Raw genomic sequence first — 24,102 nt, 5'->3', positions numbered from 1 at the left:
CGAGGCGCGGAATGCGTTGTCGAACCACGTGCTTCAGCCTCAACGACCGGCTGCGTGACGCGAAGGAAGACCCCGCCGTCAGGTCCGTCGTCCTTGCCGGCGCTGGCGATCGGGCCTTCTGCGCGGGCGGCGACCTGAGTCAGATGGCAGAAGCGGGCAGCGAGTTCGAGGCGCACCAGGGCCGTTCGCAGCTCGCTGAGGTCTTCGGTGCCCTGTGGGATCTCGGCAAGCCGACCATCGCTCGGGTCCAGGGGTACGCACTCGCCGGCGGCTGTGGACTCGCGTCGGCTTGCGACTTCATCGTCGCCAGCGACCGAGCAGTCTTCGGCATCCCAGAGGTCCACGTCGGTCTGTGGCCCTACATGATCACCGTTCCCCTCCTGCACACCATGGCGCCGAAGCTCGTGCTGCAGCTGATGCTGACCGGTCGGCGGTTCGACGCAGCCGAGGCCTCAGCGATGGGTCTGCCGCTCACGATCGTCGCGCCGGACCAGCTCGACGCTGCCGTGGAGAGCCTCGTGCTGGAACTTGAAAAGGCATCGCCGCAGGCGGTCGCGCTCGGACGCACGGCGTTCTATGCAGCACTCAACGATGGTCTGGAGACGAAGATGCAGATGCTCAAGGGGATGCTGACGGTTGGGCTGGGGATGCCCGATGCCCGCGAGGGCCTGCAGGCATTCGCGGAGAAGCGGCCGGCTGCGTGGGCCACGATCGGAGGCCAGGCATGAGCAAGGCATGGGGGCGCTGGGGTGTCGACGACGAGCGCGGTGCCCTCAATCGCATCACCGATGAGTCGGTCATGCGTGCGGTCGGCTCTGTCCAGCAAGGCAGGACCGTCTCGCTCGCAGTCGACATGGTCGCGGGCTCGGGCCCTCACTTCAAGGGGCGTGCCTCCCTCCAGCACTTCATGACCCGACACGGTGGCGACTACGCCGCCGGGCTCAAAGAGAAGGGATTCGGGTTCGCCGACGACTACGTGCTGGTCGCGACTCATGGCACGACCCATCTCGATGCGCTGTCGCACGTGTGGCGCGACGGTCTCATGTACAACGGGATCTCGGCCAACACCGTCACGAGTCGAGGAGCGTCCCGTTGCGGGATGGAGACAGTCGGCCCCATCGTTACCCGCTCGATCTTCGTCGATCTCGACACCGGCGACAGCGGCGAGCGGATGATCCATGTCGACGAGCTGCAGGGCCGCCGTCGAGGCCACGGGGATCACCCCCGAACCAGGCGACTCGTTGCTCGTAAGGACGGGCTGGCTGAGGCGCTGGCGTGACGGCACGGCCACCGAAGAACACTGGTCGGGACTGTCCCCCGACTGCGCGGGGTGGATCGACGAGCAGGGTTTCGTGTTCGCCGGTGCCGACAACATCGCGGTCGAGTACGGTCCATCGCCGGACCCGATGGATGCAGCACCGCTGCACGTCGCACTCATCCGCGACCGCGGCATCTTCCTGGTCGAGCTGCTCGACCTGGAGGCGGTCGCCGACTTGGACCGGCCAGCATTCATGGTCACCATCGCTCCCATGCCGCTGGTGGGTGGCGTCGGTAGCCCCGTCAACCCGGTCGCGCTGATCTGATGAGCACCGCGCCCCACAGCACGGCTGACGTCGTGGTCTGCGATGCCTTTCTCCGCGACGGCATCCAGGGCTGGCCCGATGTGCTTCCCACCGCGGACAAGGTCGCGGTCCTGAACGCCCTTGTGGCGAGCGGGGTGTCGGAGCTGGACGTCACGTCGTTCGTACCGGCGAAGCTGGTGCCGCAGTTCGCCGACTCGCTCGACCTGCTCGCAGCAGTACCGCCGGACGTCGCGATCCGGGTGCTGACGGTCAATGCCCGTGGTGTGCAGGGAGTCGTCGAGGCGCATCGGACGGTGCGAAACATCAATCGGTGCGGAATCCCGTACTCGGTCAGCGAGCCGCACAACCTCGCCAACTTGCGCCGCAACCACCACGACCACCGCATCGTGGTGGCCGAGATGGTCGATCGGCTCGTCGAGGAAGGAATCGACCCGCTCATCGGCGTTGCGACGGCCTACGGCTGCCCCATCCAGGGCCGGGTTCCGCGCGAGGACGTCTTGGACACCGTGGAGTGGGTTCATGGTCTCGGAGTGCGCACCATCATGTTCGGCGACACCACGGGAACCGCCGACCCAGCCACGGTCAGCGACCTGTTCAGCACGGCGGCATCGACCTGGCCTGACGCTCATTTCATCGCCCACTTCCACGACAACCGCGGGCTTGGCATCGCCAACGTCCTCGCCGCGATAGCCGCCGGTGCGCAGACGGTCGACGCCAGCCTCGGTGGCGTGGGTGGTGAGCCGTCCATGGTCGACCAGGGCGATGTCGGCGAAAGCGGCAACGTGACGACCGAGGACCTCGTCGCCGGTCTCGAGCAGATGGGAATCTCGACGGGCATCGATCGCGAGGCGCTGCTCGAGGCGGGCCTGGTCGCCGAGTCGGTGCTCGGTCGTCGACTCCACAGCCGGGTGCTCCGCGCAGGGCTGATCCCCTTCACTGCAGAACGACGAGAGGTCTGACATGGGATCCATCGATTTCGAGGTCACCGACGGCATCGCCGTGGTGACGCTCGTCAACCCCGCTCGCCGGAACGCCGTCGACGCCGCGATGCGTGAAGGACTCAAGCAGGCCTACGCCCGCATCGAGTCCGACGACGAGATCCGGGTCGCGATCATCCGGGGCAGCGGCGACAAGGCGTTCTGCGCGGGCGGCGACATCAACGGCTATCAAGAGGCGAATGCCTTCGGGCCCGAGGTCGCGCCCGCCGCCAATACCGCGGCCATGGCCGATCTGGAAGCCGTTCATCGCGGCCATCCAGGGCTACGCCGTGGGCGGCGGCTTCGCGTTGGCGATCTCCTGCGACCTGAGGGTCGTCGGCACCGGCTCCATGCTGGGAGCGACCGGTCTCAAGCGTGGAGCCATCCAGGGAGCGGGGCAGAGCCAACGACTTCCGCGCCTCATTGGCGCCAGCAAGGCTCTCGAGATGCTGCTGCTGTCCAAGTACGTGTCGGGCGATGAGGCTGCCGCGATGGGTCTGGCCAACATCGTGGTCGAGGACGAGCTCGTCATGCAGCAGGCCATGGAGTGGGCGACCATCATCGCGTCCCACAGCCCCTGGGCGGTGGCGCAGACCAAGCGACTGACCTGGGGGGCGTTCGATCACGGGCTGGACGACGGCCTGGCGGACGAGGCCGACATCGCCCTCGAGGGTTACCGCACCGAGGCGGCGCAGGCCGGTTTTGCGGCCTTTCTGAGTCGTGACGAGGACAGCCCGACATGAGTCGCGCCTCATCCGGTCCGCTTGCCGGGATCAAGGTGGTGCTGCTCGCCTCCCTCGGCCCTGGCCCATACGGAGTCATGCTCCTCGCCGACATGGGAGCCGACGTCGTTGTCGTCGACCGGTTGCCTGCTCTCGCCGGGTCGATGCCGCCGGAGGTAGACCCTCGGCGTCGCGGGCAGCGCAGTATCGCGGTCGACCTCAAGACACCGGATGGGCTCCGTGTCGTCCAGCAGCTCGTGAGCGGGGCGGACGTCCTGGTCGAGGGCATGCGGCCGGGCGCGGCCGAGCGGCTGAGCCTCGGACCCGCGCAGTGCCGCGCCGCCCACCCGGGACTCATCTACGCACGCATGACCGGCTGGGGCCAGGACGGACCTGACGCCATGAAGGCCGGGCACGACATCAACTACGTAGCCGCGACGGGGGCGCTGCACGCGATGGGCGCTCCAGGCACGCCGCCGCCGGTGCCGTTGAACCTGCTCGGCGACTATGCGGGCGGTGGTGCGTGTCTTGGCACTGGGCGTTCTTGCCGCGATCCTGGAACGACAGAGAACCGGCGTGGGAGCCGTCATCGACTCCTCGATCGTGGACGGCGTCACCTCCCTGACGACTGCGACGGTCGGCATGGCGGCTGCGGGTCTGTGGGGCGACCGTGGACAGAATGCATTCGACGGCAGCCGCCCGTGGTACCGGACCTACGCGACGCGCGACGGCGGCTACATGGCGGTCGGCGCTGTGGAGGACAAGTTCTACGTGGCGCTGCTGCAGGTGCTGGGCCTCGATCCCGCGGACTGGATCCGTTCCGACGACTTGGATCCAGCAGCGCTCACCAGGACTCTCGAGGGTGCTTTCGTGACGAAGGACAGGGACACGTGGACCGAGAAGTTCGCGAACGTCGATGCATGTGTGAGCCCGGTGCTGACCTTCCAGGAGGCTCAGGCGTCCGCAGCAGCGACGAGCCGTTCGGCCTACGTGGACATCGACGGGGTCGTGCAGCCCGCGCCCCTGCCCCGCTGGGTCGGGGTAGATGCGGAGGCTCCCGCGGCACCACCGGGCAACGGCAGGGACACCTCGGAGGTGCTGCGGCAGATCGGCTTTGCGCCAGCCGAGATCAGAAGACTGCAATACGCCGGAATCGTGGCAGGAGAACCCGATGATCAGTGAACAGAGCAGAGCACAGCTGACCGTGGCCGATCGGGGTGAGCTGCTCTACGAGCCGACCAACGCTTCCGTCGCGGGCAGCCGTATTGCCGAGTTTCGCGACCAGGTCGCTCTGCGCACTGGCCTGAAGCTCGACGACTACGCAACCTTGTGGACCTGGTCCATCGAGAACGTCGACGACTTCTGGGCTGAGGTTGTGCGGTACTTCCAGCTGGACATTTCGGGTGCCGAGGGGATGCTGGTCGATCGAGCGAGGCCTCGTGCCACGTGGATGCCGGGGGCGACGCTGTCTTATGCGCAACACGCGTTGCGTCGAGCTGGCAACGGTCAGGCCATTGTCGGCGTCTCGCAGACACGGGACGAGGTCATGTTGACCTGGGACGGCTGCGCGAAGCTGTGGCCCGTTGCAGGACCGGCCTGGCCGCTCTTGGCGTCGAGCGCGGCGACCGCGTCGTCGGGTACCTCCCGAACATTCCCGAAGCAGTCGTGGCCATGCTCGCGACAGCTTCGCTGGGTGCCGTGTGGGCGTGCTGCCCGCCGGAGTTCGGGCCCACAGCAGTGACCGACCGACTAGCCCAGATCGAGCCGAAGGTGCTCATCACGGTCCAGGGATACGTGTACGGCGACAAGGAGATCGATCGATCGGCTGCGGTCGCGGCCATCCGCGCGGGGCTGCCCACCGTGGAGCACGTCGTCGTGGTGGAGTACCTCGACCCCAACCCGCCGCCAGCACCCACCACGGCGTGGGCAGATCTGCTCAGTATCCCGGGTGAGCTCGCGTTCGAGCAGGTGCCGTTCGACCACCCGCTGTACGTGCTCTTCAGCTGGGCACGAGCGGATTGCCCAAAGCCATCGTCCATGGGCACGGCGGCATCCTGCTCGAGCATGTGAAGGCACTGGGTCTCCACAACGATGTGCGGTTGAGCGACCGGTTCTTCTGGCAGTCGACCACCGGCTGGATGGTCTGGAACTACGCGGTGTCCGCGCTCGTGCTCGGAGCCACCATGGTCTGCTCGGACGGCAATCCGAGCCACCCGGACTCATCAGCCTTGTGGAGGCTTGTCGCCGACCAGCAGATCACCTACTTCGGCACATCGGCCGGTCACCTCCACGCATCCGCCGAGGACGAGCTTGGTCCTGCTGACGACCTGGACCTGGGGCGCCTGCGTGGCATCGGGTCAACGGGATCGCCCCTGTCTGCGGATGGATTCCGTTGGGTCCACGCCGCGTTCGGTCCTGGTGTGCTGCTGACCTCCGTGTCCGGCGGGACGGACATCTGTTCGGCGTTCGTCGGCGGATCCGTCCTCTCTCCGGTCCGAGCCGGGGAGATCTCGGCCCCGACGTTGGGCTCGCACGTCGTCGCTCTGGACGAGGCCGGTGAGCAGGTGGTCGACGGGTTCGGCGAGCTTCTCGGTGCTCGCGCCGATGCCGTCGATGCCGGTCGCCTTGTGGGGCGATGTTGACGGCTCGCGTCTGACGGAGACGTATTTCTCCAAGCACGACGGCGTCTGGTCCCACGGCGACTGGGTCACGTTCCATGAAGATCTGTCGTGCGTCATCACCGGACGCTCCGACGCGACGTTGAACCGTGGCGGTGTCCGTCTCGGCACGTCCGACTTCTACACCGTCGTCGATCAGCTGCCCGAGGTCGAAGACTCGGTGGTGGTGCACCTCGAGGACGCTGGTAACGGTGAGCTCGTCCTGCTGATCGCGACTCCCGGGGAGACCGCTTCCGACGCATTAGAGCAACGGCTGCGCCGCGCGATACGAGAGGCTGTCGCCGCGTCACGTGCCCGACCGGGTCATCCGCCTGGACCACCTGCCGCGCACCCTCACCGGCAAGAGACTCGAGCAACCCATCAAGAACATCCTTCTGGGCCGGGCGCCGGACGAGGTCGTCAGTCGCGAGAGCGTCACGTGGTCCGACGCCCTCGATGTGATCTTCGCTCATGCCAGGCCCGCCAACCCCGCCAACCCCAGAGATGCACAGCCCGGAGGTAACCCATGAACGGTCGCTATCTCAGCCATATCCAGCCGGAGGACGTCACGATGGTGCGCATCCTGGAGGAGCGCGCGTCGAGAGACCCGGGCTCGGTGTTCTACACCTGGGCCGACACAGTGACCACCGTCGGAGACTTCAACACTACGGTCAACGTGATGGCGCGCAACCTCCAGGACGTCGGTGTGACGCAGCAGACCCACGTGCTGGTGCTCATGGACAACTCACCGGACTATCTCGCGCTTTGGTTTGCCATCGCGAAGCTGGGAGCCGTCGAGGTTCCGGTCAACACGGCGTACCACGGCGCCATCCTGCAGCACCAGATCGTCACTGGCGCTGCGACCGTGGCCGTGGTCGACGAGGCATATGCCGAACGCATCGCTGCGCTGGGCGACGCCATCCCTGCGTTGCGCGATGTGGTGGTCCGAGGAGTAGCGCCACGTACCCCGGCATCCGATGGCACGACTTCGCGGCGCTTAGTTCTCCGGCCGACGCCGCCAACCTGGACGTCGAAGTCCCTTACCACTCGACGGCGGGGGTCATCTTCACATCTGGGACGACCGGCCCGTCCAAGGGTGTGCTGCTCTCGCATCACTACCTCGCGGCTTACGGCCTCATGTATGCCGAGGTCAATCAGCTGAAGGCCGATGACGTCATCTTGAACTTCCTGCCGTTCTTTCATGTCAGCGGCAAGTTCTTGACGATGGCGACGCTCGCCATGGACGCGCGCATGCACCTGCAGCCACGGTTGAGCGTCACGACGTTCTGGGAGGAGATCCGCAAGTACGGAGTAACGAACTTCGTCGGCGTCGGTGGAGTGTGCAACATGCTGCTGGCGCAGACGCGCCGGCCGGAGGACGCCCAGACCTCCTTGCGCACGGTCTACGCCGTGCCGGATCCGGCCGACATCCACCGAGAGTTCGAGGAACGCTTCGGCTGCACCATGACGACGGTGTTCGGGTCGACCGAGGCCGGCCTGCCCATCTTCCGTGGCCCCTCGCACGAGTACCGACCGGGATCCTGTGGCCAGCAGAGCCCCTACTACGAGATCCGTGTCGTCGACGATCGGGATCAAGAAGTCCCGGTGGGGGAGTCAGGCGACATCGTGGTGCGTTCCCGGCGGCCCTACCTGCTCGGATCGGGCTACATCGGGATGCCAGAACGCACCGTGGAGGCGTGGCGGAACCTGTGGTTCCACACCGGCGACCGTGGCCGTGTCGACGCCGATGGGTGGTACTGGTTCGAGGATCGATCGTCGGACTCGATGCGACGTCGAGGCGAGAACATCTCCTCCTTCGAGGTCGAGATGCTGGTCTGCCGGCACCCGGCAGTCGCGGAGGCCGTCGTCGTCGCCGCGCCGTCGTCGGTGGGCGAGGACGAGGTGTGGGTCTTGGCGAAGCTCCGTGACGAGGCATCCTTGACGCACGAGGGGCTGCTGTTGCACTGTGCCGCGGTCATGCCCTACTTCATGATCCCGCGATACTTCGACATCGTCGAGGAGTTCCCTCGCACGCCTACGGCGAAGGTGGAGAAGTACAAGATTCGTTCCACTGGGCCGGGTCCCCACACCTGGGACCGGGAATCGCACGGATGGCACCTGCGACGGCGAGAGCCGTCTTCGAGCCGGACGAGATCGGAGTGACCCGTGCCTGACGTGCCGGCAGGCCGTCGACGCAGCCGCAGGACGAAGCAGCTCGACCTTGTCCCTGAGGACGATGGATCCTTCACGTTCCACGCCTCGCTGGTAGACGAGTCCTTCGGAGGCAACTACGAGTCGGGAGCCGACTCGCTGGTCATCCACCACTTCGTCATCGACGGACGGGTGGGGGATGACCTCACGCTCCTCGACCTGTCGGTCGAGGCCGAGGAACATCCGTTCCCGCAGTGCCCATTCGTCCTGCCTGCCGCGCAGGACCTGATAGGCCTGGGGCTATCGGCCGGTTGGCGCCGCACGGTGCTCGACGCCTTCCGCGGTTCCGCCGGGTGCACGCACGTGACGACCTTGCTGCTTGGCCTGTCCGAGGTCGTGACGCTGATCTACTTCCAGCGCATGAATCGGGGCGCTGCCTACGGGCCACACACTCGAGCATCGGGGGAGTGGATCGCAGGAAGCCTCGACCTCGCACCTGATCTGGGAGGCGCTTGCCACGCGTTGGCCGAGGACGGACCGGTGCTGCGTCAGGCTGCAAGGTTTCGGCACCGGGGTGATCGCGCCGACGACCTCAGCTGACCAGCGTGGGACGCGGACGCGGTGTGACTGCGACGAGCAGGCCCGCGGCAATGATGGCGAGACCGGCACAGATCCAGCCGGCCGACAGCCCGAAGGCGTTGACCGTCGCCGCCATGAGCAGCGGCCCTGAGGCTGATCCGGCCATGCCGCCGGCTTGGATCACGGCGCCGGTGGACCCCGGGTTCTCTGCGTGGCCCACCAGGACCAGTGCGTACGTGAGGCCGGACCAGCCCCACCCGACACCGAAGGCAAGGAGGGTTCCGGCGATCGTCCAACCCGGACGTCCTATCGCCAGCATGAAGGCACCCACACCTCCGCCGATCATCATGGCCGTGACCGGGAGCCAGCTGTGCAGGGTGAGGTGTTGCGCGACGGCCCCGCTGATCAGCCTGGTCACGATGCCCGCGCCGTTGGCCACGCCCAGCACCAGCGCAATGGTGCTGGGGTCCAGGTCGACCTCCGTCAACGACAGTGCTGCGAAGCCGGTGAGAGCTTCCCGGCAGGAGAGACGCCAGCATCGTGGCCGCCCCGAACCGGATCACGGCGCGCCGGGCCGCCCTGCCGGCGGTGTGATCGGCAGGGCTGCCCGCTGGGGCGGCGCCGACCTCTTCGGCTCGCAGGAAGGTCAGCAGCACCGCGCTGGTCGCAGCAAGCCCGGCCGCCACCAGATAGGCAAGACGCCAGCCGCCGAGCTGGTGCAGCACAGGAACGGCGGCGGCCGCGAGCAGAAGGGCCAACGGAACGGCGGCCTGCTTGGCGCACACCGCGACGATGCGACGTCTGGCTGGGACGGCCGCGCCCAAGATGGCGTTGGTGGCCGGCATGGTCAGTGCGAACGAGGCGCCGGCCAACGCGCACGCGACAGCGAGCACCGTGATGTGGGCACCGCCGATCGCGACGGCGAGGCAGGCGGCGATCGTGGCAAGTCCGGCCAGGCGGGCGGTCCTGCGGGTGCCCACGGCATCGATACTCAGGCCGAGGGTGGCCGCAGTCGGCTTCCAGTGGCGAAGAACGTGCCTACCAGCATGCCGATCGCGTGCGAGCCCATGCCCAGCGCCGCGCGGATGTCCAGAGCAAAGGCCCCCACCAGGCCGACGGGGAGGATCGCGGAAGTGTCCGCGAGGATCGTCGCCGCGAGAACGAGCAGCCTCGAGTCAGGCCCGCGCGGCCGGAGATCTGGATGCTCCTCTGATTCAGCCACCCGACGCATCCTGGTGCCGCGGCTCAGCATTGTCAACAGATGTGTTGAATCTGGTCCAGGGGGTGTCGAAGACAGTCGAGCGTCTGCCGCGGCGCAGGACGAGATCATCAACACATGTGTTGACAAGCCCATCGGTCACGCGTTGAATGGGGGCACGTCCATGTCGGACGCCTGGGGAAAGGACATGAACATGACCGTGGTCGAGACGCCCGAACTGACGGCTGAGCAGATCGTCGAGCACTGGCTGGTTCGATACGCCGAGGTCCTGGCCGGAGGCTCGGCAAGCGACTTTGCGGACCTGTTCGTCGTTGACGGGTTCTGGAAGGACATCCTGGCCTTCTCGGGTGCATTCCGGACGTTCTCGGGACGGTCCGGAATCTCGGAGGCGTTCGCTGCCACGAGTCCGCACGCCCTTCCCCGTGATGTCCGCCTGTCACCTGGGCGACAGGCGCCCCGATTCGTCCGGCGCTCGGCCAAGGACATCATCGAGGCCTTCATCGACTTCGACACCGAGATCGGCGGGGAACCGCGTTCGTGCGCCTGCTGCGAAACGAGGAGACGCCCCTCGAGCCGCAGATCTGGATCCTGTTGACCACGCTCCAGGATCTCCAGGGCTTCGAGGAGCGTGTGGGGGAGTTCCGGCCGACGGGCGTCAACTACTCGGAGAACTTCGCCGGCGACAACTGGTTGGACGAGCGGATCGCCGAGGCCCGCTTCGACGATCGCGAGCCCGAGACCATCGTGATCGGTGGAGGGCAGTCCGGGCTGATCCTGGCGGCGAGGCTTCGGCAGATGGGCGTCGACGCCCTCGTCGTCGAGCGCAATGAGCGCGTCGGCGACAACTGGCGTCAGCGTTACCACTCGCTGACCTTGCACAACCAGGTGTGGGCCGACAACTTGCCGTACATGCCCTTTCCTGACACCTGGCCCACCTTCGTCCCGAAGGACAAGCCGGCCGGCTGGCTTGAGGCCTACGCCGAAGCTATGGAGCTGAACGTGTGGACCGGCACTGAGGTGACAGAAGCGACGTATGACGAGGCCTCTCGCACGTGGACGGTAACGGTTGTCAAGGACGATGGCAGCGAGCGGAGGTTGCGCACGGCTCACGTCGTCGTGGCGACGGGTGGGTCCAGTGGTGTCCCCAACATGCCTTCGCTTCCCGGTTTGAACTCCTTCACGGGAGAGGTGATCCACTCGAGCAGGTTCACCAGCGGCGTTCCGTACGCAGGTCGCAAGGCGATCGTGATCGGCACGGGAAACAGTGGCCACGACGTGGCTCAGGACCTCTACTCCAACGGCGCCGAGGTCACGATGGTGCAGCGGAACCCGACAACCGTCGTAAGTCTCGTGCCGAGCGGCACGCTGGTCTACGGCGTGTACTCGGAGGGGCTCGCGAACGACGATGTCGACCTGATCACAGCCGGCATCCCTTATGACGTGCTGCGTGACACCTACCAGTGGCTCACAAAGCGCATGTGCGGACTCGACCAGGAGCTCATCGACAAGCTGAACGCCGCCGGGTTTCAGACCGAGTACGGCGAGGATGGCACTGGCTTCCACATGAAGTACCTCCGGACGGGCGGCGGCTACTACATCAACGTGGGCTGCTCCGACCTGATCGCCGATCGCAAGATCGGACTGGTGCAGGCCAGCGACATCGATGGTTTCGCGGCCGACGGGCTCCGGATGGCCGACGGTTCGTTCGTCGAGGCTGATCTGGTCGTCCTTGCCACGGGTTACCGGAACCTCCAGCACGGCATCGCCACGATGTTCGGCGACGAGGTCGCCGATCGGGTCGGCCCAGTGTCGGGGTTCGACGAGAACCACATCATGCGCAACATGTGGCAGCGCACGGCGCAGCCGGGCTTCTGGATCATGGGCGGGTCGCTCATCGACGCACGACTCTATTCGCGCTTCCTCGCGCTCCAGATCTTGTCGGACATCCGTGGTGTCTCGCTACCGCCCGCTCCCCGAGTGATCGTTCAACGCCTGTGTTGAGGGATTTGGGCTGCCGCTGCCCGCCTTCGTGGCTCGGGCGAAATACGTTCAACGCTAACGTTGACAAGCCGGGCGGACTGGCTCAGACTTGATGTGACTCGCAACACGTTCAGCACTCCGTGATCTCTACGAAGGACAGCACATGACTCAAAGCGCAGACGGCCGCCTCTTCATCGGCGGCGAGTGGGTAATCGGCCACGGCTCCGAATGGATCACGGCCATCAACCCGGCGACCGAGGAGGTCTCGGGCAAGGTGCGAGCCGCAGACCGGCACGACATGGATGCCGCGGTCGCCGCTGCCCGAGAGGCGTTCGACGCTGGGCCGTGGCCGCGCATGTCGCACGGCGAGCGCGCCGAGGTGCTGCGCAAGGCAGCAGCGTACCTGCGCGACAACACCGATGCGATCGCCACGACCATCACACAGGAGATGGGCTCGCCGATCGCTCAGTCGATCGGCGTGCAGGTGCCTCGCGCATTCCAGATCTGGGAGTTCTTCGCCGACCTGGCCGAGACTTTTCCCTGGAGCGAGCGCCGTCCGTCCTACGACGCGGTGAACGCCGAGCTGGACCTGCTTATCGAGCACGAACCGATCGGCGTTGTGGCGGCCATCGTCCCCTGGAACGGGCCACTGATCGTCGCGGCCATGAAGCCGCGCCAGCCCTGATGGCCGGTTGTACCGCCGTGCTCAAGCCGTCCCGAGGAAGCGGCCATGAGCTTCGAGTTCCTCGCCGAGGCCTTCACCGCGGCAGGCCTGCCGGCGGGCGTGCTCAACATCGTCCAGCTGATCGCGCCGTCAGTGAGTACCTGGTGTCTCACCGTGGCGTCGACAAGGTCTCGCTCACCGGCAGCACCGTCGCCGGACGCAAGGTCGCCGCGATCTGTGCTGAGACGTTCACCCGATGCACCCTGGAGCTCGGCGGCAAGGGGGCCGCCATGCTCCTGGACGACATCGTGCTCGACGATGTCGTCGCCGGACTGACGGCTCCGATGGCGTTCATCAACGGTCAGGCGTGCAACGCGCCGACCCGCCTGCTGGTGCCCCGGTCGCGTTACGACGAGGTCGTCGACGGGTTCACCGCAGCGATCTCGGCCTTGCCGTTCGGCGACCCGATGGACCCCAACACGTTCGTCGGACCTCTGGCCTCGCGTCGTGCTCGCGATCGCGTGGCCGGTTACCTCGAGCTCGGCGTATCCGAGGGCGCCAAGGCAGCCACCGGTGGCGGCGCTCCAGCAGATGGCCGTCCCGGCTTCTACATCGAGCCGACGCTGTTCGTGAACGTCGACAACTCGATGCGCATCGCCCAGGAGGAGATCTTCGGACCCGTCTACTGTGTGATCCCCTACGACGACGTGGCCGATGGCATCCGCATTGCCAACGACTCGCCGTACGGTCTCGAGGCGAGCGTGTGGACCAGTGACCCCGATCGTGGCGTCAATGTCGCGCGTCTCATCCGTTCGGGGACCGTCGGCGTCAACTCGCACAACATGGACATGGCCGGGCCGTTCGGTGGCTTCAAGCAGTCCGGCATCGGTCGCGAGTGTGGTCCCGAAGGCATCGCCGACTACACCGAGCTGAAGTGCATCATGCCTCCGATCGGCGCCGGCGCACGCTGATACCAGCACCTACCTGCCCACGGGCCGACTACCTCGGGCCGTGGGCAGGTCTCCGTCCACGTCGCATGCGACATCATCGTCCGTTGGAAGGGGGGCCATGATGCGAACTGATCAACCGCTCGACGGGCGGGTCGCCGTCGTGACCAGAGCTGGAGCAGGGCTGGGCCGTGCCTACGCCACGACCCTCGCGTCGCTGGGACCGGCATCGTTGTTGACCATGCCGGGAACCTTCGTGACAAGACCTTCGACCGGCCGGATGCGGACACCTGCGACGCCGTGCCGGACGTTCACCGCAAGGGTTCGTACTCAGTTGCTCAGGCGGCGTGGCACCAAATGGTTGAGTAGAACTTCGGTCGTACCGTGGATGTTGTCTGTACCGGAGCGCTCGGCGATCGCGATGATCTTCACAGTTTCTGCAGTAGATTTTGCCAATCGGCGAGGCTGAGGCCAAATGAGGCTGAACTGGTAAGCTTCGCCGAGAAGTGGAGTCCCAGGAAGAATATCGGTGCGACGTCAGGACCGAAATTCAGTCGGCCACCAGCCCATTCTTTCGCTGGGCTGCACGACCGGGGCTGTCAGCCCCGCTCACGGCGCGCCGGTTGTCACCCACTTGGCGATCGGCGGCGTGGACTCGGTTGTGCGACGCTGGGTAGGGCGCTGGCGGGTCGGTGACCGCGTTGAGCCGGTGTGCCTCGTCGGCGGTCATCTCCCACTGGGCTGCACCGAGGTTGTCGATCAGTTGACGCTCGGTCCGTGCTCCGAGCACGACGCTGCTCACTGAGGGACGAGTGATCAACCAGTTGATCGCCACCTGCGCGACGGAACAGCCCCGGTCGGCGGCAATGTCAGACGCGACGTCAAGAATCGCCAGAGTCTGCTCGTCGTCGACTGGGACGGTGTCGCCAAAACCACGCGACCTCCGCGAGTCGGCCGGCGTGGCCACGCCGCGCCCGAACTTGCCGGACAGGAGTCCCCCGGACAGCGGGCTCCAGATCACGTGCCCAACGCCTGCGTCTAGTGCACTCGGCACCAACTCGAACTCGATGTCGCGGCATAACAGCGAGTAGTGAACCTGGTTGCACACGAACCGCTCCCACCCGCGCGCGTCTGAGATCCCAGCGGCCTTGGTGACCATCCAGCCGGGAAAATTCGAGAGACCGAGATAACGGACCTTCCCGCTTCTCACGAGATCGTCCAAGGCGCGGATGGTTTCCTCCCAAGGCGTGGTCAGGTCGATCTGGTGAAGGTGGAGAAGGTCGATGTGTTCAACGTCTAGCCGACGGAGACTGGCTTCGCACGCCCGGATGATGTGGTGTCTGGAGAGCCCCCCGTCGTCGGGACCGTCGCCCATCGGATAGCGCAGCTTGGTGGAGACGATCGCCTCGTCCCGTCGACTGCCCAACGCCTCGCCGAGAATCTCCTCGGACGCGCCGGCGGAGTAGAAGTCGGCGGTGTCGAACAGGTTGACCCCGGCATCGAGTGCCGTCCGGACGAGCCGAGTGGCTTCGTCGACCTGCTGTGACCCGAGCTTGCGAAAGTGCTCGTCTGTGCCACCGAAGGTCATGGTTCCGAAAGCCAAGGCCGAGACCTGCAGGCCGGAGTGGCCAAGATAGTTCATCCTCATGTGTGCTGCGTGCCCTTTCAGCGAGCGGGAAGTCGACTGGGAATGTTGTCGGCGTGCTCCCAGCACTGGGCGAGCTGCTCCACGGCTGCACCCTTAAGGGTGTGGAAGTCGGTGTTGCAGCAGATGAGGCGGTGACCGGCAGCCAGGCCGGCGCGACCTCGGCAGAGCCGCCGGTCACGGGGATCACCGGAATGGAACGCTTGCGGGCGGCGTCCTCCATGGTGCGGAGCGCGTCGGTCACCTCGGACGGGACCTTGTTGGCCGCCCCATAGCTGAGGTGGTGTCCCATCGAGCGAGCGAGATCGACGTGGCCCGGCATGATCGCGTCGATCCCCTCAACGTCGAGGATTGCGTCGATGTCGTTGATCGCGTCGAAGTGCTCGATCTGAATCACGCACGCGACGTCGCGGTTCGCGTCTTGGGGGTAGGCTCGCCCACGCACCATGGTGTTGCGCACGGCGCCCATGCTGCGTCGGCCGGTCGGCGGGTAGCGGCATGCCGCCACGGCCTCCGCGGCCTCGTCCGCTGAGTTGACCAGCGGCACGACGATGCCGTCGACGCCGAGGTCGAGAACCCAGCCGATCTGGTCGGGGCGGCCCGGCAGGATCCGCGCCAAAGGGCTGCACCCGGTGCCGAGGCAGGCTGCGACCGACGCCCGGACCAGGTGCAGGTCAAACGGGGTGTGCTGGAGGTCGAGGACCAGGAACTGGTAGCCCGACCGGGCGAGGACCATGGCGCTCAAGGAGTTTGTCAGCATCCCGAAGATGCCGAAACCAATGTCCTCTGAGTCCAGCAGAGACCTAAACGGGCTGGGTGCGATCCCGTTGACGGTTGTTGTTGGTGTCATGCCACTCTTTCCCTATTAACAGCGACTCCGGTGGGCGAATTGCTCAGGACCTCTTGGATCATGAGCGCTAGTCGAAGATCGAGAAGGTGGTCGGTATCGTCGAGCGACTTGCCGGTCAGTTGTGCGATGCGCTCCAACCGGTTGTTGACGGTGTTGGGGTGCACCTCCAGCTGCTTCGCCGCCCGTGAGGTGTTGCGACCGTTGGCCAGATAGCAGCACAACGTCGGGATCAGGGCGTCGGACGCGCGATGGTTCTGCTCCTGGAGCGGCGCCAGTAACGACTGGCTGAACTCGATCGCCTCGGCCGAGACGGCCGGGAGCAGCACCTGCATCGTGCCTAGGTCCCCGAAAAACACGATCTTGCCTCGCAGGTCCCGGGACTCCCGGATGGTCAGGGCGGCCCTCAGAGTGCGAAAAGCCGCCGACAACTCGGCCGGTCCTTGGCAGGTGGGCCCCGACCACGGCGGACACGGCAGCGCCACCGAACTTGCGCTTGACGACCGAGTGCAGTGTCTCGGGGAACGTGGCGTGCGCGAGTGTGTCGGGCACCAGGATCACGGTGAAGTCGGTCCCGTAGGAGGCGATGATCTGTGGCCGCTCGTCAGGGGCGATAGATCGTGCGATCTGAGCCATGCGCCGGGATGAAGTGGCCGCTGCGTCATCAGCTCGCAGCACCATGAGGTGGCTCGGGACGTCCAGGCGGTAGCCGAAGCGCAGTGCCCGGTCCGCGAGTCCCGTGATGTCCGTGGCCCGGTCGGTCGTGAGGACTTCGTTGAGTAGATCGGCGATGTGCTGGTCGCTCGCCTCCTCCAGGGACTGTGCGCGCTGCACCTCTAGGGCGACGACCAGCCCGGCCGCCTCGAGCATCGTCCTTGACTCCTCGTCGAGAGGTTCGTCGACGTGGATGGACGAGAATTGCGGTCCCTCGACCGGGAGCAGCACCGTCGTGGAGCTTGACTCGGTCTTGTCCGACAGATACACGGGAAAACCGAGACTGTGCTCTACCGCCGCGACGATGTCATCCGCCGTGCCGCCTTGCAGAGCGAGCGCAGTCAGGGTCGTGTGGAAGCTCCTGCCGTCTGCTGAGCATGGCCAGGGTGTGACTCAGGTCGGTAATGCTCTGGGCCTGACGACTTCGCAGCTGGAACGATTGCAGCGCTAACGCAGCGTGGTCGGCGATAGGGCCGCGCCAGCTCCCGCTGGGGGCCGTTCAGCTGGCCGACCGTATCGTTGTAACAGGCGATCGTCCCCAGCGCCTCGTTGCCGGTCAGAAGCGGCACGGCGAACATCGCCCGATATCCCTCAGCCTCGGCGAACTGCAGCCACGGGGCGAACTCGGTCGAGTTCTGCACATCGGGGATGGAGATCGACCGACGCTCGCGGAAGACCCGGCTGGACGGCGACCCTGCGAGCTCGTGGCCTTCTGGGTAGATCTTGATCGTCTCACCGTCGTTAACCTGGTTCATGAAGTCCGACGACAGCCCGGACGCGCCCACGGCGCGGAGAGCGTTGCGATCCTGTTCGGCGACCATGACGATCGCTCGATCGACGCCCACGAGGCGTGTGCAGGTCTTGGCAATGAGATCGCCAACCTCGCGCTCGGACTGGTCGTTGTTGACTGCCCGGGTGATGTCGGCGAGCGCATCGAGCCACTGTCGATAGGACGAGCCTCCCGCGAGATACGGTGAACCTGTCAACAAACCGGTCGGATCCATTCTTTTCCTTCCTTCAGTGCTGCACAGGGAGTCAGTCGCATGAGTCCCTTAATGTGACCAGCATCACGGCGATAGCGGGAGTAGTCTATGTGACCAGCACGACTATCACCTCAAGACTTTGTGTGATGCCACATCGAATTCGGCTCTCCGGCACTGCATGCTCTTCGTGTGATCTTCAATTCCCCCGCAAAGCTAGGCCGTAGCCGGCGCGCTGCAATCGTCGGTGGATCTTTGGCCGGCCTTCATGCCGCAGCGCTCCTGCAACGCGACGGCTGGGACGTCGGCGTCTGTAGAGAGATCGCCAAAAGTGCTGGACGGCGCAGGGCGGGCATCATCGCCCTGCCCGAGACCTTGCCGGTTCCTAACGGAGGTCGAGGAGGTCCCGGCGTTGTCGATTTGCCGCGCCGTGACCCAGGTACGTACCTACGCCGCAGGGGGTGACACCGTCCTGGAGCGGCCGAACCCCTACCTGATGACGAGTTGGACTGCGATCTACCGGTCGCTCCTGGCGTCGCTCGGCCGTTCCCACTACCACGTCGGCCACGAGCTGACGTCGATAGAGCCGGGTCCGCACGGAGTTAGCCTCGGGTTCGCCACCGGAGACATGGTCCAGGCTGACCTGGTGATCGGCGCGGACGGTATCGCGTCGGCCGCGCGGCGGCTCCTCGGTGCCGAGACGACGCGCACCTACTCGGGCTATGTCGGGTGGCGGGGGACCGTCGATCCGGACCTACTAGACCCGAGCGCGGCAGCCCGACTTCGCGCCGCGATCTCGTTCGGCACGATGCCCGGCGGGCATATCGTAGCCTACCCAATCCCGAAGAACGACGGTTCGGACGACGTGATGCTCAACTTCGTCTGGTATCGGGACGTCGGTGCTGGCAACGAACTCGACCAGCCATGACGGGCTCCCGACGGTGTGAGACGCGACGTCTCGCTCCACGACGTACGCGCGGACGCTCTTGACGAGATGAGGGCCGCGGCGGAGAGGCTGGGACCGGACCTCGCCAGTCTGGTGATCTCGACGCCCCGGCCGTTCCTGCAGGCGGTCTTTGACCAGTCCGTGGACCGGATGGCTTTCGGGCGGGTCGCCCTGATCGGTGACGCGGCCAGCGTCGCGCGCCCCCACGCCGCGGCCGGAACGGCCAAGGCTGCGGAGAACGGACGTACCCTGGTGGCCGCGCTGCGGGAGGGCGACGATGTCGCCGAGGCCCTGGGTCGGTGGGAACCCACCCAGCTGAACTCGGCCTCCAGCTGATCGCGCGTTCGCGGGCCCTCGGCGAGGCCGCCCAAGTGGGCCTGGACTGGCCTGCGCTCGACCCCGCGGCCGGGTTTGGCCTCTACGGTCCAGGGCGCTGAGCCGCCTTCTCGTTCTACCTTCCAAGGGCCCCGTCGGGTCCAGAGCATCCACCCGAAAGAAGTTGAGAACAGTGTTGGAGAACAAAGTCGTCGTTGTGACAGGCGCTGCGCGTGGCCTTGGTGAAGGCGTGGCCAGGACCTGCCATTCCTTCGGGTGCGCGCGTCATCCTGACCGACCTGTCCCTGGAGCACGCCACGGCGACTGCGGAGTCCATCGGACCCGACGTCGCAGCACGGCGGCTCGACGTGACTGATCCCGACTCCTGGCAGGAGTTGGAGGCGTGGCTGGGATCGACGACCGGCAGCCCCGACGTCTTGGTCAACAACGCCGGCCTACTGATCCTCGGTTCCGTCGACACCATCCCCGCCGATGCAGTCCGCCAGATGACCGAGGTCAACGTCATAGGACCGCTGCTTGGGATCCAGATGTTCGTGCGGATGAATCAGGCCGAGGCCGATCCGCGGCCGGGTTCGATCGTCAACATCTCGTCTGTCCGCGGGCTCGCGGGCGGTCACTCTTTCGGTGGCTACTGCGCTTCCAAATTTGGTGTGCGGGGCCTGACCAAGGCTGCTGCCGTCGAACTGGGAGCGCTCGGCATCCGTGTCAATACGGTGTGCCCGGGGCCCATCGAGACGCCCATGAGCAAGACGAACCCCGACTTCAAGAACCTTGACTGGGACGCTTACCTGTCGAATCTGCCGCTGGGACACATCGGCCAGCCACACGACATCGGTCACGCCGTCGCATGGCTCGGCTCCGACCGCAGTGCGTTCGTCACAGGCGTCGACCTTCCCGTCGACGGTGGGCTAACGGCGACGACTCACAACGTCACGTCCAAGGCTGCACCCGGCGAGATCTAGGCGTACACGGCCGGGAAGTCGGTGGTGGAAATCGGCTGACGTCGGGAGAACCCCTCCGAATGGGGGTCTGTCGAAGGCTCACATCCACCACGGGGTTCTCGTGGCTCGCGGGTAGCGCCCGCATCACCTTTTACGGCCAGCTGTCGATCGTTCGTCGTCATCCCGATGGATGGAAAGGGCTCCCATCGCCGAGGCGATGGGAGCCTCACCTTGGCGTATGGAGCGGTGGGATGACCGGCTCGCTGAGATGAGGGAGGAGGTCCTCGCTATCGGTGGAGGCTGCTAAGAAATGATGGGCCCGGACCACCGTCAGGAAGCAAACGGACCGGGATCGGCCACGACTCCCTCCACTCATTGGTCGACGATTGCACCCGGGTGGTGCACTCTGCGGTCCTGCCCGATGAGCGGGCACGACCCGCGTCGGCCAGACGGAACGGGTCTGATAGGAACCGGAGTACAGGTCCCGTTACAGACTTGTCGTCCCGCCAAGCCGGTTCGCTCTATCCGTCAGATCAGACCCAACAGAGGGGCAAATCCAGCATGTCAACATAGACGATGACTGTCATTGGTGGGTGTCGACACCCACCGACACACTCTCGCCACGAGGCCGCTATCGATCAGAACGGTCGACTTTTGGAGCATCGCCAGTTCCCGGCCAACGACAACGGCTTTCAGGCTCTGCTGACCTAGATGAGAAGCCAAGTCGCCGTCGCTGCGATCGGCGTCGAGAGCACAGGCTCGTGTGGCGCAACGCTGATGCGAATGCATACCAAGGCCGGCGAACACACGATTGAGATCAACGCAGAACAGATCGCCAGAGGCGTTCTTGGCAAGACCTCGAAGGCCACAGCAACATCCAAGTCGGGGATGGTCGAGGTCCATCGAATGTTCCGAGGCACCCGCGCCAGCGCTCTCGCCGCTGCGCGACGAGCTGGTCGCACCGGCCACCTTCTGCCGGAGGCTGCGTCCCGAGACTACCGATTTCCTTGCGCTGCGAGACGGCTCTGACTGCTGGAGACAACTCCGACAGGATCCGCAACGAAGCAGCCGTCGCCAAACTCTGCGGGCCACACCGCAACCAGCAAGTGGCGGAGAACCACCGGTCGGCACCGGCTCAGTCGTGAAGGGGACCGCGCAGCGAATAGCAGCCTATACGTGGTCACGATCGTCCGGATACGCCGCCACCAAATCGCCCTCGCGACTACGTCGGATGACGAACCGCCGAAGGACCGAGCAAGCGCGAAGCCATCCGCCGCCTCCAGGTCAGCATTGCCGGAACTCCTCCAAGCAGCCGCTTGACGAATTGTAGGAGCATCGAATCGATGCAACCGCACTATTACGACGACCGATGGGGCTACCCGTCAGCCCTCGACCTCCCGTGCGTCGCTGTCGATGTGCTCGCGTGGCACGTCGTAAGCATGCTCGTCCAGTGTGTGTGCGCGCGCCTCGAGGAACAACTCGTCTCGGTCCACACCTTCCGAGACCGCTCCGCAGGCAGGGCATATCACCTCGAACATCTAGACGCTTCGTTCCGCGTGCTCGAGGATAAGCTGCCGCCGATATTTCTGGAAGTCCTTTGGTGCGCTCCACCCGAGCACGGCGGTCAGCTGGTCGTCGCGATGAAACAGTGTGATGGTGGAGCCCTTTGCGCTGTCGATGTCGATCAGGGTCTCGGACGAATCCTCGGAGAATGTTCCGGCCAGCTGGATGCGGGCGTCGAAGTGGTCCGTCCAGAAGAACGGCACAGGCTCGTAGGCATCACGGTGGATGCCGAGGATCCCCTTCGCGACGGCGTCTGCCTGCTCGATAGCGTTGGTCCGGTGCTCCAGCCGCATAAAGGCCTGCTGCCTACCGTCCCACCATCGCGCTACATCACCGACCGCCCACACGTGGGGCGCAGCTTGACAGCTCGCGTCGCACACGACACCGTTGTCGATCTGCAGCCCGCTGCCGCTCAGCCAGTCCGTCTCAGGGACTGATCCCACCGAGACGAGTACCTCGTCGGCGTGGACCGTCGACTGGTCGGTTAATGTCAGGGTCCAGGTGCCGTCCGCGTCGGTCGATGAGCTGACGACGGACACGCCCAAGCGCAGGCTCACGCCGTGCGTCACGTGCAGTTCCATCAGCCGATCCGAAGTCTTCATGCCCAGCCGGTTCGACAGCGGGTGCAGGGTCGGCTCGATCACGATAACGTCGACGCCCAAGGCGACAGCCGTAAGCTGCGGTCTCAAGGCCGAGGAAGCCTCCCCCACGACGACCAGCCGCGTCCCAGGTTGAAGACGTTCACGCAGGCGGACGGCGTCGGTCATCGTGCGGAGAACATGAGGTCTGCCATTGGAAAGCGTGTCCAGCGTGCGGGCGCGCACACCGGTGGCGATGACTGCGGCATCGAATGAGTGGACCCGTCCGGCATCGTCGGTCACAGTCTTCGCCAGCGTGTCCATCGCGACGGCCCTACTGCCTAGGATCAGGTCGGCCCCAAGGCCGGCGAGCTGGTCGGGCTCATGAGGCTCAGCTTCTCCTCGGCCCAGTGGCCGGCGAGGAATTGCTTGGACAACGGGGGCCTGTCGTAGGGCACCACCTCGTCGCCGACGATTGTGAGCCTTCCCGAATAGCCGAGCCGTCGAAGCTGGCAGCCGTCGCCGTCCCGGCCGCTGAGGCACCGACGATGACGATCGACTCAGGACCGTCGGAATCCCGATCCGCAGAGGTCATGACTCGCTGACCACGATGACTGCCGACGGGCATGCCTCTGCCGCGTCCTCCAGGGACTCCGCCAGGTCGTCTGACGGGGTGGAGTCCAGGACTATGACGATTCCCTCGTCATCCTGATCGAAGACCTCAGGGCACTCGAGGACGCACACGCCGCACGCGGTGCACTTCTCGACCTCAACTGTGACCAACATGTCTCACTACCTACCTACACTGTTGTTGACTTTGACAGAAAATTGTTCGGCGAACGGCGACGTACGCCGCCTTAACGGCCGACGGAAACGTTCATCGCGACGGGGCCGCGAATCATCGCGTTGAGCCCGTACGAGATGTCGTGCATCTCCAGTCCGGCACCTCGTCGAGGAAGCGGTTCAGCACCGTCTCGACCTCGAATCGCGCGAGATTGTTGCCCAGGCAGACGTGCGGGCCGATGCCGAAACCGAGGTGGGCCTGGACTGGCCGGTGGATGTCGAAGTCGTCTGGGTTGTCCCAGCGCTCCGGGTCGCGGTTGCCAAGGCCCTGCAGGGCCATGACGGAGGCTCCGGCGGGGATCATCTCGCCGCCGAGCTCGACCGCCTCGTCGCGTACGAACCGCATGTTCCACATCTTGACACTGTTGAAGCGGTGGACTTCCTCGATCGCCTGCGGAATCAGCGTGCGATCCTCACGAAGCTCGGCCCGCTGCTCGGGGTGCTGAGCGAGCACGGCGAGACAGGCCCATGAGCTTCGATGTGGTCTCGTTGCCGGCGAAGATCAATTGCGTGTTCCACGAGACCAGGTCGGCCTCGCTCATGGGGACGTCCGACTCGACCATCTTGCTCACCAGGTCGTCCTGGCCGGGGTTTCGACGGCGCTCCTCGATGATCGTCGCGACGAACGCGTTCATCATCGCGGTACTCTCGAATGCCGCGGCTTACGAGCTCGCGACCGCGAGGCGTCGGGTCATCCCGGCCCTCCATGATGCCCGTCATATTGTCGGTCCAGCGGATGAATTCGGCGAAGTTTTCGGTTGGAATCCCCATCAGGGTTGCGATGACGAGAGTCGGGATCGGGCGGGTCACCGCAGGAACGATGTCGACGACCTCGCCGTCGCGCATCCGGTCGATAGCGTCCTGTGTGGTCGTCGCCACGACGTCGGCGATCATCCCGGAGATCTCGTCGATGCTCTTTCGTCGGAAGTCGCGCGCCCAGATCCCCCGTACGTCCATGTGACGCTTCCCGTCCAGAGCAGTGAACGGGGGGCCGCCGAACAGCGTGCCGATCTGCTTATGGTCGGACGTGAACTTGCGACCCTGTCCCATCGCTCGTGCGCAGTCGCGGTCCTCGTGATGAGGTAGTGACCCAGCTTCTCGTGCATCACGACCGGACCTGCGGCCCGCACAGCCTCGAGAGCCGGATAGGGGTTTCTTACGAATTCGGGATCATAGAGATCCAGATCGATCGTGGGGATAGAGTTCGCGATCATAGAGTTCGTCATGTGG

At 65.6% G+C, this 24,102-nt stretch carries 27 protein-coding genes and 7 pseudogenes; 22 read left to right on the top strand and 12 right to left on the bottom strand.

The window, feature by feature from the left end; all coding sequences use genetic code 11:
• Nucleotides 1-11: 11 nt before the first annotated feature.
• The 15 genes and pseudogenes from ACHMWU_RS07495 (at nucleotide 12) to ACHMWU_RS07425 (ending at nucleotide 8,690) form a co-directional block, all read left to right on the top strand.
• Nucleotides 12-728, top strand: coding sequence for an enoyl-CoA hydratase/isomerase family protein (locus tag ACHMWU_RS07495; RefSeq protein WP_396042464.1), 717 nt, complete (start codon nucleotides 12-14; stop codon nucleotides 726-728).
• Entirely contained in the window at nucleotides 725-1,279 is a 555-nt protein-coding gene (locus tag ACHMWU_RS07490; protein WP_396042462.1) for a hypothetical protein, read from the top strand. Before ACHMWU_RS07495 ends, ACHMWU_RS07490 begins: the two co-directional genes overlap by 4 nt.
• The gene (locus tag ACHMWU_RS07485) at nucleotides 1,242-1,583 is read left to right on the top strand and encodes a cyclase family protein (RefSeq protein WP_396042460.1); all 342 of its coding nucleotides are present in this window, start codon (nucleotides 1,242-1,244) and stop codon (nucleotides 1,581-1,583) included. Before ACHMWU_RS07490 ends, ACHMWU_RS07485 begins: the two co-directional genes overlap by 38 nt.
• Nucleotides 1,583-2,542: a hypothetical protein gene (locus ACHMWU_RS07480; protein ID WP_396042458.1), complete on the top strand. Its 960-nt coding sequence runs from the start codon at nucleotides 1,583-1,585 to the stop codon at nucleotides 2,540-2,542. The genes ACHMWU_RS07485 and ACHMWU_RS07480 overlap by 1 nt, the downstream gene beginning before the upstream one ends.
• A 1-nt stretch (nucleotide 2,543) precedes the next feature.
• Nucleotides 2,544-2,705 (top strand): annotated as a pseudogene (locus ACHMWU_RS07475) (enoyl-CoA hydratase/isomerase family protein); the annotation flags it as partial.
• 145 nt (nucleotides 2,706-2,850) lie between these two features.
• Entirely contained in the window at nucleotides 2,851-3,303 is a 453-nt protein-coding gene (locus tag ACHMWU_RS07470; RefSeq protein ID WP_396043015.1) for an enoyl-CoA hydratase/isomerase family protein, read from the top strand.
• Nucleotides 3,300-3,743 (top strand): annotated as a pseudogene (locus tag ACHMWU_RS07465) (CoA transferase); the annotation flags it as partial. The gene ACHMWU_RS07470 and the pseudogene ACHMWU_RS07465, both read left to right, overlap by 4 nt.
• A 115-nt stretch (nucleotides 3,744-3,858) precedes the next feature.
• Nucleotides 3,859-4,464 (top strand): CoA transferase, encoded by a 606-nt coding sequence (locus ACHMWU_RS07460; protein ID WP_396042456.1) that lies wholly within the window; start codon nucleotides 3,859-3,861, stop codon nucleotides 4,462-4,464.
• Nucleotides 4,454-4,756 (top strand): annotated as a pseudogene (locus tag ACHMWU_RS07455) (acetyl-coenzyme A synthetase N-terminal domain-containing protein); the annotation flags it as partial. The gene ACHMWU_RS07460 and the pseudogene ACHMWU_RS07455, both read left to right, overlap by 11 nt.
• Nucleotides 4,729-5,352, top strand: a complete 624-nt coding sequence (locus tag ACHMWU_RS07450) for an AMP-binding protein (RefSeq protein ID WP_396042454.1) — start codon at nucleotides 4,729-4,731, stop codon at nucleotides 5,350-5,352. The pseudogene ACHMWU_RS07455 and the gene ACHMWU_RS07450, both read left to right, overlap by 28 nt.
• Nucleotides 5,349-5,924, top strand: coding sequence for an AMP-binding protein (locus ACHMWU_RS07445; protein WP_396042452.1), 576 nt, complete (start codon nucleotides 5,349-5,351; stop codon nucleotides 5,922-5,924). The genes ACHMWU_RS07450 and ACHMWU_RS07445 overlap by 4 nt, the downstream gene beginning before the upstream one ends.
• Complete coding sequence (locus ACHMWU_RS07440; protein ID WP_396042450.1) at nucleotides 5,896-6,462, top strand: hypothetical protein; 567 nt, start codon at nucleotides 5,896-5,898, stop codon at nucleotides 6,460-6,462. Before ACHMWU_RS07445 ends, ACHMWU_RS07440 begins: the two co-directional genes overlap by 29 nt.
• Nucleotides 6,463-6,465: 3 nt before the next feature.
• Nucleotides 6,466-7,101 carry an AMP-binding protein gene (locus tag ACHMWU_RS07435; RefSeq protein WP_396042448.1) on the top strand — a complete coding sequence of 212 codons (636 nt, stop codon included), beginning with the start codon at nucleotides 6,466-6,468 and terminating at the stop codon, nucleotides 7,099-7,101.
• A complete protein-coding gene (locus ACHMWU_RS07430; protein ID WP_396043013.1) occupies nucleotides 7,002-8,102 on the top strand; it encodes an AMP-binding protein in 1,101 nt (366 codons plus the stop codon). The genes ACHMWU_RS07435 and ACHMWU_RS07430 overlap by 100 nt, the downstream gene beginning before the upstream one ends.
• 3 nt (nucleotides 8,103-8,105) lie before the next feature.
• Nucleotides 8,106-8,690 (top strand): DUF2889 domain-containing protein, encoded by a 585-nt coding sequence (locus ACHMWU_RS07425; RefSeq protein WP_396042446.1) that lies wholly within the window; start codon nucleotides 8,106-8,108, stop codon nucleotides 8,688-8,690.
• Here ACHMWU_RS07425 and ACHMWU_RS07420 read toward each other — a convergent pair.
• The 3 genes and pseudogenes from ACHMWU_RS07420 to ACHMWU_RS07410 all read right to left on the bottom strand — a co-directional run bounded on the left by ACHMWU_RS07420 (nucleotide 8,683) and on the right by ACHMWU_RS07410 (nucleotide 9,891).
• A complete protein-coding gene (locus tag ACHMWU_RS07420) occupies nucleotides 8,683-9,156 on the bottom strand; it encodes a hypothetical protein (RefSeq protein WP_396043073.1) in 474 nt (157 codons plus the stop codon). The two genes, ACHMWU_RS07425 and ACHMWU_RS07420, sit on opposite strands and share 8 nt — an antisense overlap.
• A 154-nt stretch (nucleotides 9,157-9,310) precedes the next feature.
• A pseudogene (locus ACHMWU_RS07415) lies at nucleotides 9,311-9,649 on the bottom strand (MFS transporter); the annotation flags it as partial.
• 11 nt (nucleotides 9,650-9,660) lie between these two features.
• Nucleotides 9,661-9,891 carry a hypothetical protein gene (locus tag ACHMWU_RS07410; protein WP_396042444.1) on the bottom strand — a complete coding sequence of 77 codons (231 nt, stop codon included), beginning with the start codon at nucleotides 9,889-9,891 and terminating at the stop codon, nucleotides 9,661-9,663.
• A gap of 160 nt (nucleotides 9,892-10,051) precedes the next feature.
• Between ACHMWU_RS07410 and ACHMWU_RS07405 the strand changes: the two genes are divergently transcribed.
• The 3 genes and pseudogenes from ACHMWU_RS07405 to ACHMWU_RS07395 all read left to right on the top strand — a co-directional run bounded on the left by ACHMWU_RS07405 (nucleotide 10,052) and on the right by ACHMWU_RS07395 (nucleotide 13,503).
• Nucleotides 10,052-10,483, top strand: coding sequence for a hypothetical protein (locus tag ACHMWU_RS07405; protein WP_396042442.1), 432 nt, complete (start codon nucleotides 10,052-10,054; stop codon nucleotides 10,481-10,483).
• Nucleotides 10,426-11,889, top strand: coding sequence for a flavin-containing monooxygenase (locus ACHMWU_RS07400; protein ID WP_396042441.1), 1,464 nt, complete (start codon nucleotides 10,426-10,428; stop codon nucleotides 11,887-11,889). Before ACHMWU_RS07405 ends, ACHMWU_RS07400 begins: the two co-directional genes overlap by 58 nt.
• 142 nt (nucleotides 11,890-12,031) lie before the next feature.
• Nucleotides 12,032-13,503, top strand: a pseudogene (locus tag ACHMWU_RS07395) (aldehyde dehydrogenase family protein).
• Between the two features lie 526 nt (nucleotides 13,504-14,029).
• On the opposite strand, the gene ACHMWU_RS07390 reads toward ACHMWU_RS07395, so the two are convergent.
• The 5 genes and pseudogenes from ACHMWU_RS07390 to ACHMWU_RS07370 form a co-directional block, all read right to left on the bottom strand.
• Nucleotides 14,030-15,082 carry an aldo/keto reductase gene (locus ACHMWU_RS07390; RefSeq protein ID WP_396043011.1) on the bottom strand — a complete coding sequence of 351 codons (1,053 nt, stop codon included), beginning with the start codon at nucleotides 15,080-15,082 and terminating at the stop codon, nucleotides 14,030-14,032.
• A gap of 247 nt (nucleotides 15,083-15,329) precedes the next feature.
• Nucleotides 15,330-15,884, bottom strand: a pseudogene (locus ACHMWU_RS07385) (HpcH/HpaI aldolase/citrate lyase family protein); the annotation flags it as partial.
• A gap of 86 nt (nucleotides 15,885-15,970) precedes the next feature.
• The gene (locus tag ACHMWU_RS07380) at nucleotides 15,971-16,330 is read right to left on the bottom strand and encodes a PucR family transcriptional regulator (RefSeq protein WP_396042439.1); all 360 of its coding nucleotides are present in this window, start codon (nucleotides 16,328-16,330) and stop codon (nucleotides 15,971-15,973) included.
• A 106-nt stretch (nucleotides 16,331-16,436) separates the two neighbouring features.
• Nucleotides 16,437-16,841, bottom strand: a pseudogene (locus ACHMWU_RS07375) (hypothetical protein); the annotation flags it as partial.
• A gap of 185 nt (nucleotides 16,842-17,026) precedes the next feature.
• Nucleotides 17,027-17,671, bottom strand: a complete 645-nt coding sequence (locus ACHMWU_RS07370) for a GAF domain-containing protein (RefSeq protein ID WP_396042437.1) — start codon at nucleotides 17,669-17,671, stop codon at nucleotides 17,027-17,029.
• Between the two features lie 424 nt (nucleotides 17,672-18,095).
• Here ACHMWU_RS07370 and ACHMWU_RS07365 point away from each other — a divergent pair, with 424 nt between their 5' ends.
• The 3 genes from ACHMWU_RS07365 to ACHMWU_RS07355 all read left to right on the top strand — a co-directional run bounded on the left by ACHMWU_RS07365 (nucleotide 18,096) and on the right by ACHMWU_RS07355 (nucleotide 19,909).
• Complete coding sequence (locus tag ACHMWU_RS07365) at nucleotides 18,096-18,593, top strand: hypothetical protein (RefSeq protein WP_396042435.1); 498 nt, start codon at nucleotides 18,096-18,098, stop codon at nucleotides 18,591-18,593.
• Between the two features lie 168 nt (nucleotides 18,594-18,761).
• Complete coding sequence (locus ACHMWU_RS07360; RefSeq protein ID WP_396042433.1) at nucleotides 18,762-18,947, top strand: hypothetical protein; 186 nt, start codon at nucleotides 18,762-18,764, stop codon at nucleotides 18,945-18,947.
• Between the two features lie 212 nt (nucleotides 18,948-19,159).
• Nucleotides 19,160-19,909: an SDR family NAD(P)-dependent oxidoreductase gene (locus ACHMWU_RS07355; RefSeq protein WP_396042431.1), complete on the top strand. Its 750-nt coding sequence runs from the start codon at nucleotides 19,160-19,162 to the stop codon at nucleotides 19,907-19,909.
• A gap of 1,517 nt (nucleotides 19,910-21,426) precedes the next feature.
• Here ACHMWU_RS07355 and ACHMWU_RS07350 read toward each other — a convergent pair.
• The 4 genes from ACHMWU_RS07350 to ACHMWU_RS07335 form a co-directional block, all read right to left on the bottom strand.
• Nucleotides 21,427-22,332, bottom strand: coding sequence for an NAD(P)/FAD-dependent oxidoreductase (locus tag ACHMWU_RS07350; protein WP_396042429.1), 906 nt, complete (start codon nucleotides 22,330-22,332; stop codon nucleotides 21,427-21,429).
• Between the two features lie 288 nt (nucleotides 22,333-22,620).
• Entirely contained in the window at nucleotides 22,621-22,815 is a 195-nt protein-coding gene (locus tag ACHMWU_RS07345; protein WP_396042427.1) for a ferredoxin, read from the bottom strand.
• Between the two features lie 112 nt (nucleotides 22,816-22,927).
• Entirely contained in the window at nucleotides 22,928-23,326 is a 399-nt protein-coding gene (locus ACHMWU_RS07340) for a cytochrome P450 (RefSeq protein WP_396042425.1), read from the bottom strand.
• The gene (locus ACHMWU_RS07335) at nucleotides 23,286-23,444 is read right to left on the bottom strand and encodes a hypothetical protein (RefSeq protein WP_396042423.1); all 159 of its coding nucleotides are present in this window, start codon (nucleotides 23,442-23,444) and stop codon (nucleotides 23,286-23,288) included. Before ACHMWU_RS07335 ends, ACHMWU_RS07340 begins: the two co-directional genes overlap by 41 nt.
• Nucleotides 23,445-23,481: 37 nt before the next feature.
• Between ACHMWU_RS07335 and ACHMWU_RS07330 the strand changes: the two genes are divergently transcribed.
• Nucleotides 23,482-23,958 carry a hypothetical protein gene (locus tag ACHMWU_RS07330; RefSeq protein WP_396042421.1) on the top strand — a complete coding sequence of 159 codons (477 nt, stop codon included), beginning with the start codon at nucleotides 23,482-23,484 and terminating at the stop codon, nucleotides 23,956-23,958.
• Nucleotides 23,959-24,102 lie beyond the last annotated feature (144 nt).

The organism is Aeromicrobium sp. UC242_57 (assembly GCF_044452305.1).
In the GTDB taxonomy this organism is placed as follows: Bacteria; Actinomycetota; Actinomycetes; order Propionibacteriales; family Nocardioidaceae; genus Aeromicrobium.
Note: the sequence above shows the minus strand (reverse complement) of the source record. Positions and strands in the feature narration are given on the sequence as shown.

Bases quoted from the DNA above. Each gene is read 5' to 3' on its own strand.
- ACHMWU_RS07360 (WP_396042433.1), top strand. From the start codon at position 18,762: ATGGCTTTCGGGCGGGTCGCCCTGATCGGTGACGCGGCCAGCGTCGCG.
- ACHMWU_RS07480 (WP_396042458.1), top strand. From the start codon at position 1,583: ATGAGCACCGCGCCCCACAGCACGGCTGACGTCGTGGTCTGCGATGCC.
- ACHMWU_RS07345 (WP_396042427.1), bottom strand. From the start codon at position 22,815: ATGTTGGTCACAGTTGAGGTCGAGAAGTGCACCGCGTGCGGCGTGTGC.
- ACHMWU_RS07490 (WP_396042462.1), top strand. From the start codon at position 725: ATGAGCAAGGCATGGGGGCGCTGGGGTGTCGACGACGAGCGCGGTGCC.
- ACHMWU_RS07440 (WP_396042450.1), top strand. From the start codon at position 5,896: ATGCCGGTCGCCTTGTGGGGCGATGTTGACGGCTCGCGTCTGACGGAG.
- ACHMWU_RS07495 (WP_396042464.1), top strand. From the start codon at position 12: ATGCGTTGTCGAACCACGTGCTTCAGCCTCAACGACCGGCTGCGTGAC.
- ACHMWU_RS07330 (WP_396042421.1), top strand. From the start codon at position 23,482: ATGATCGTCGCGACGAACGCGTTCATCATCGCGGTACTCTCGAATGCC.
- ACHMWU_RS07405 (WP_396042442.1), top strand. From the start codon at position 10,052: ATGTCGGACGCCTGGGGAAAGGACATGAACATGACCGTGGTCGAGACG.
- ACHMWU_RS07435 (WP_396042448.1), top strand. From the start codon at position 6,466: ATGAACGGTCGCTATCTCAGCCATATCCAGCCGGAGGACGTCACGATG.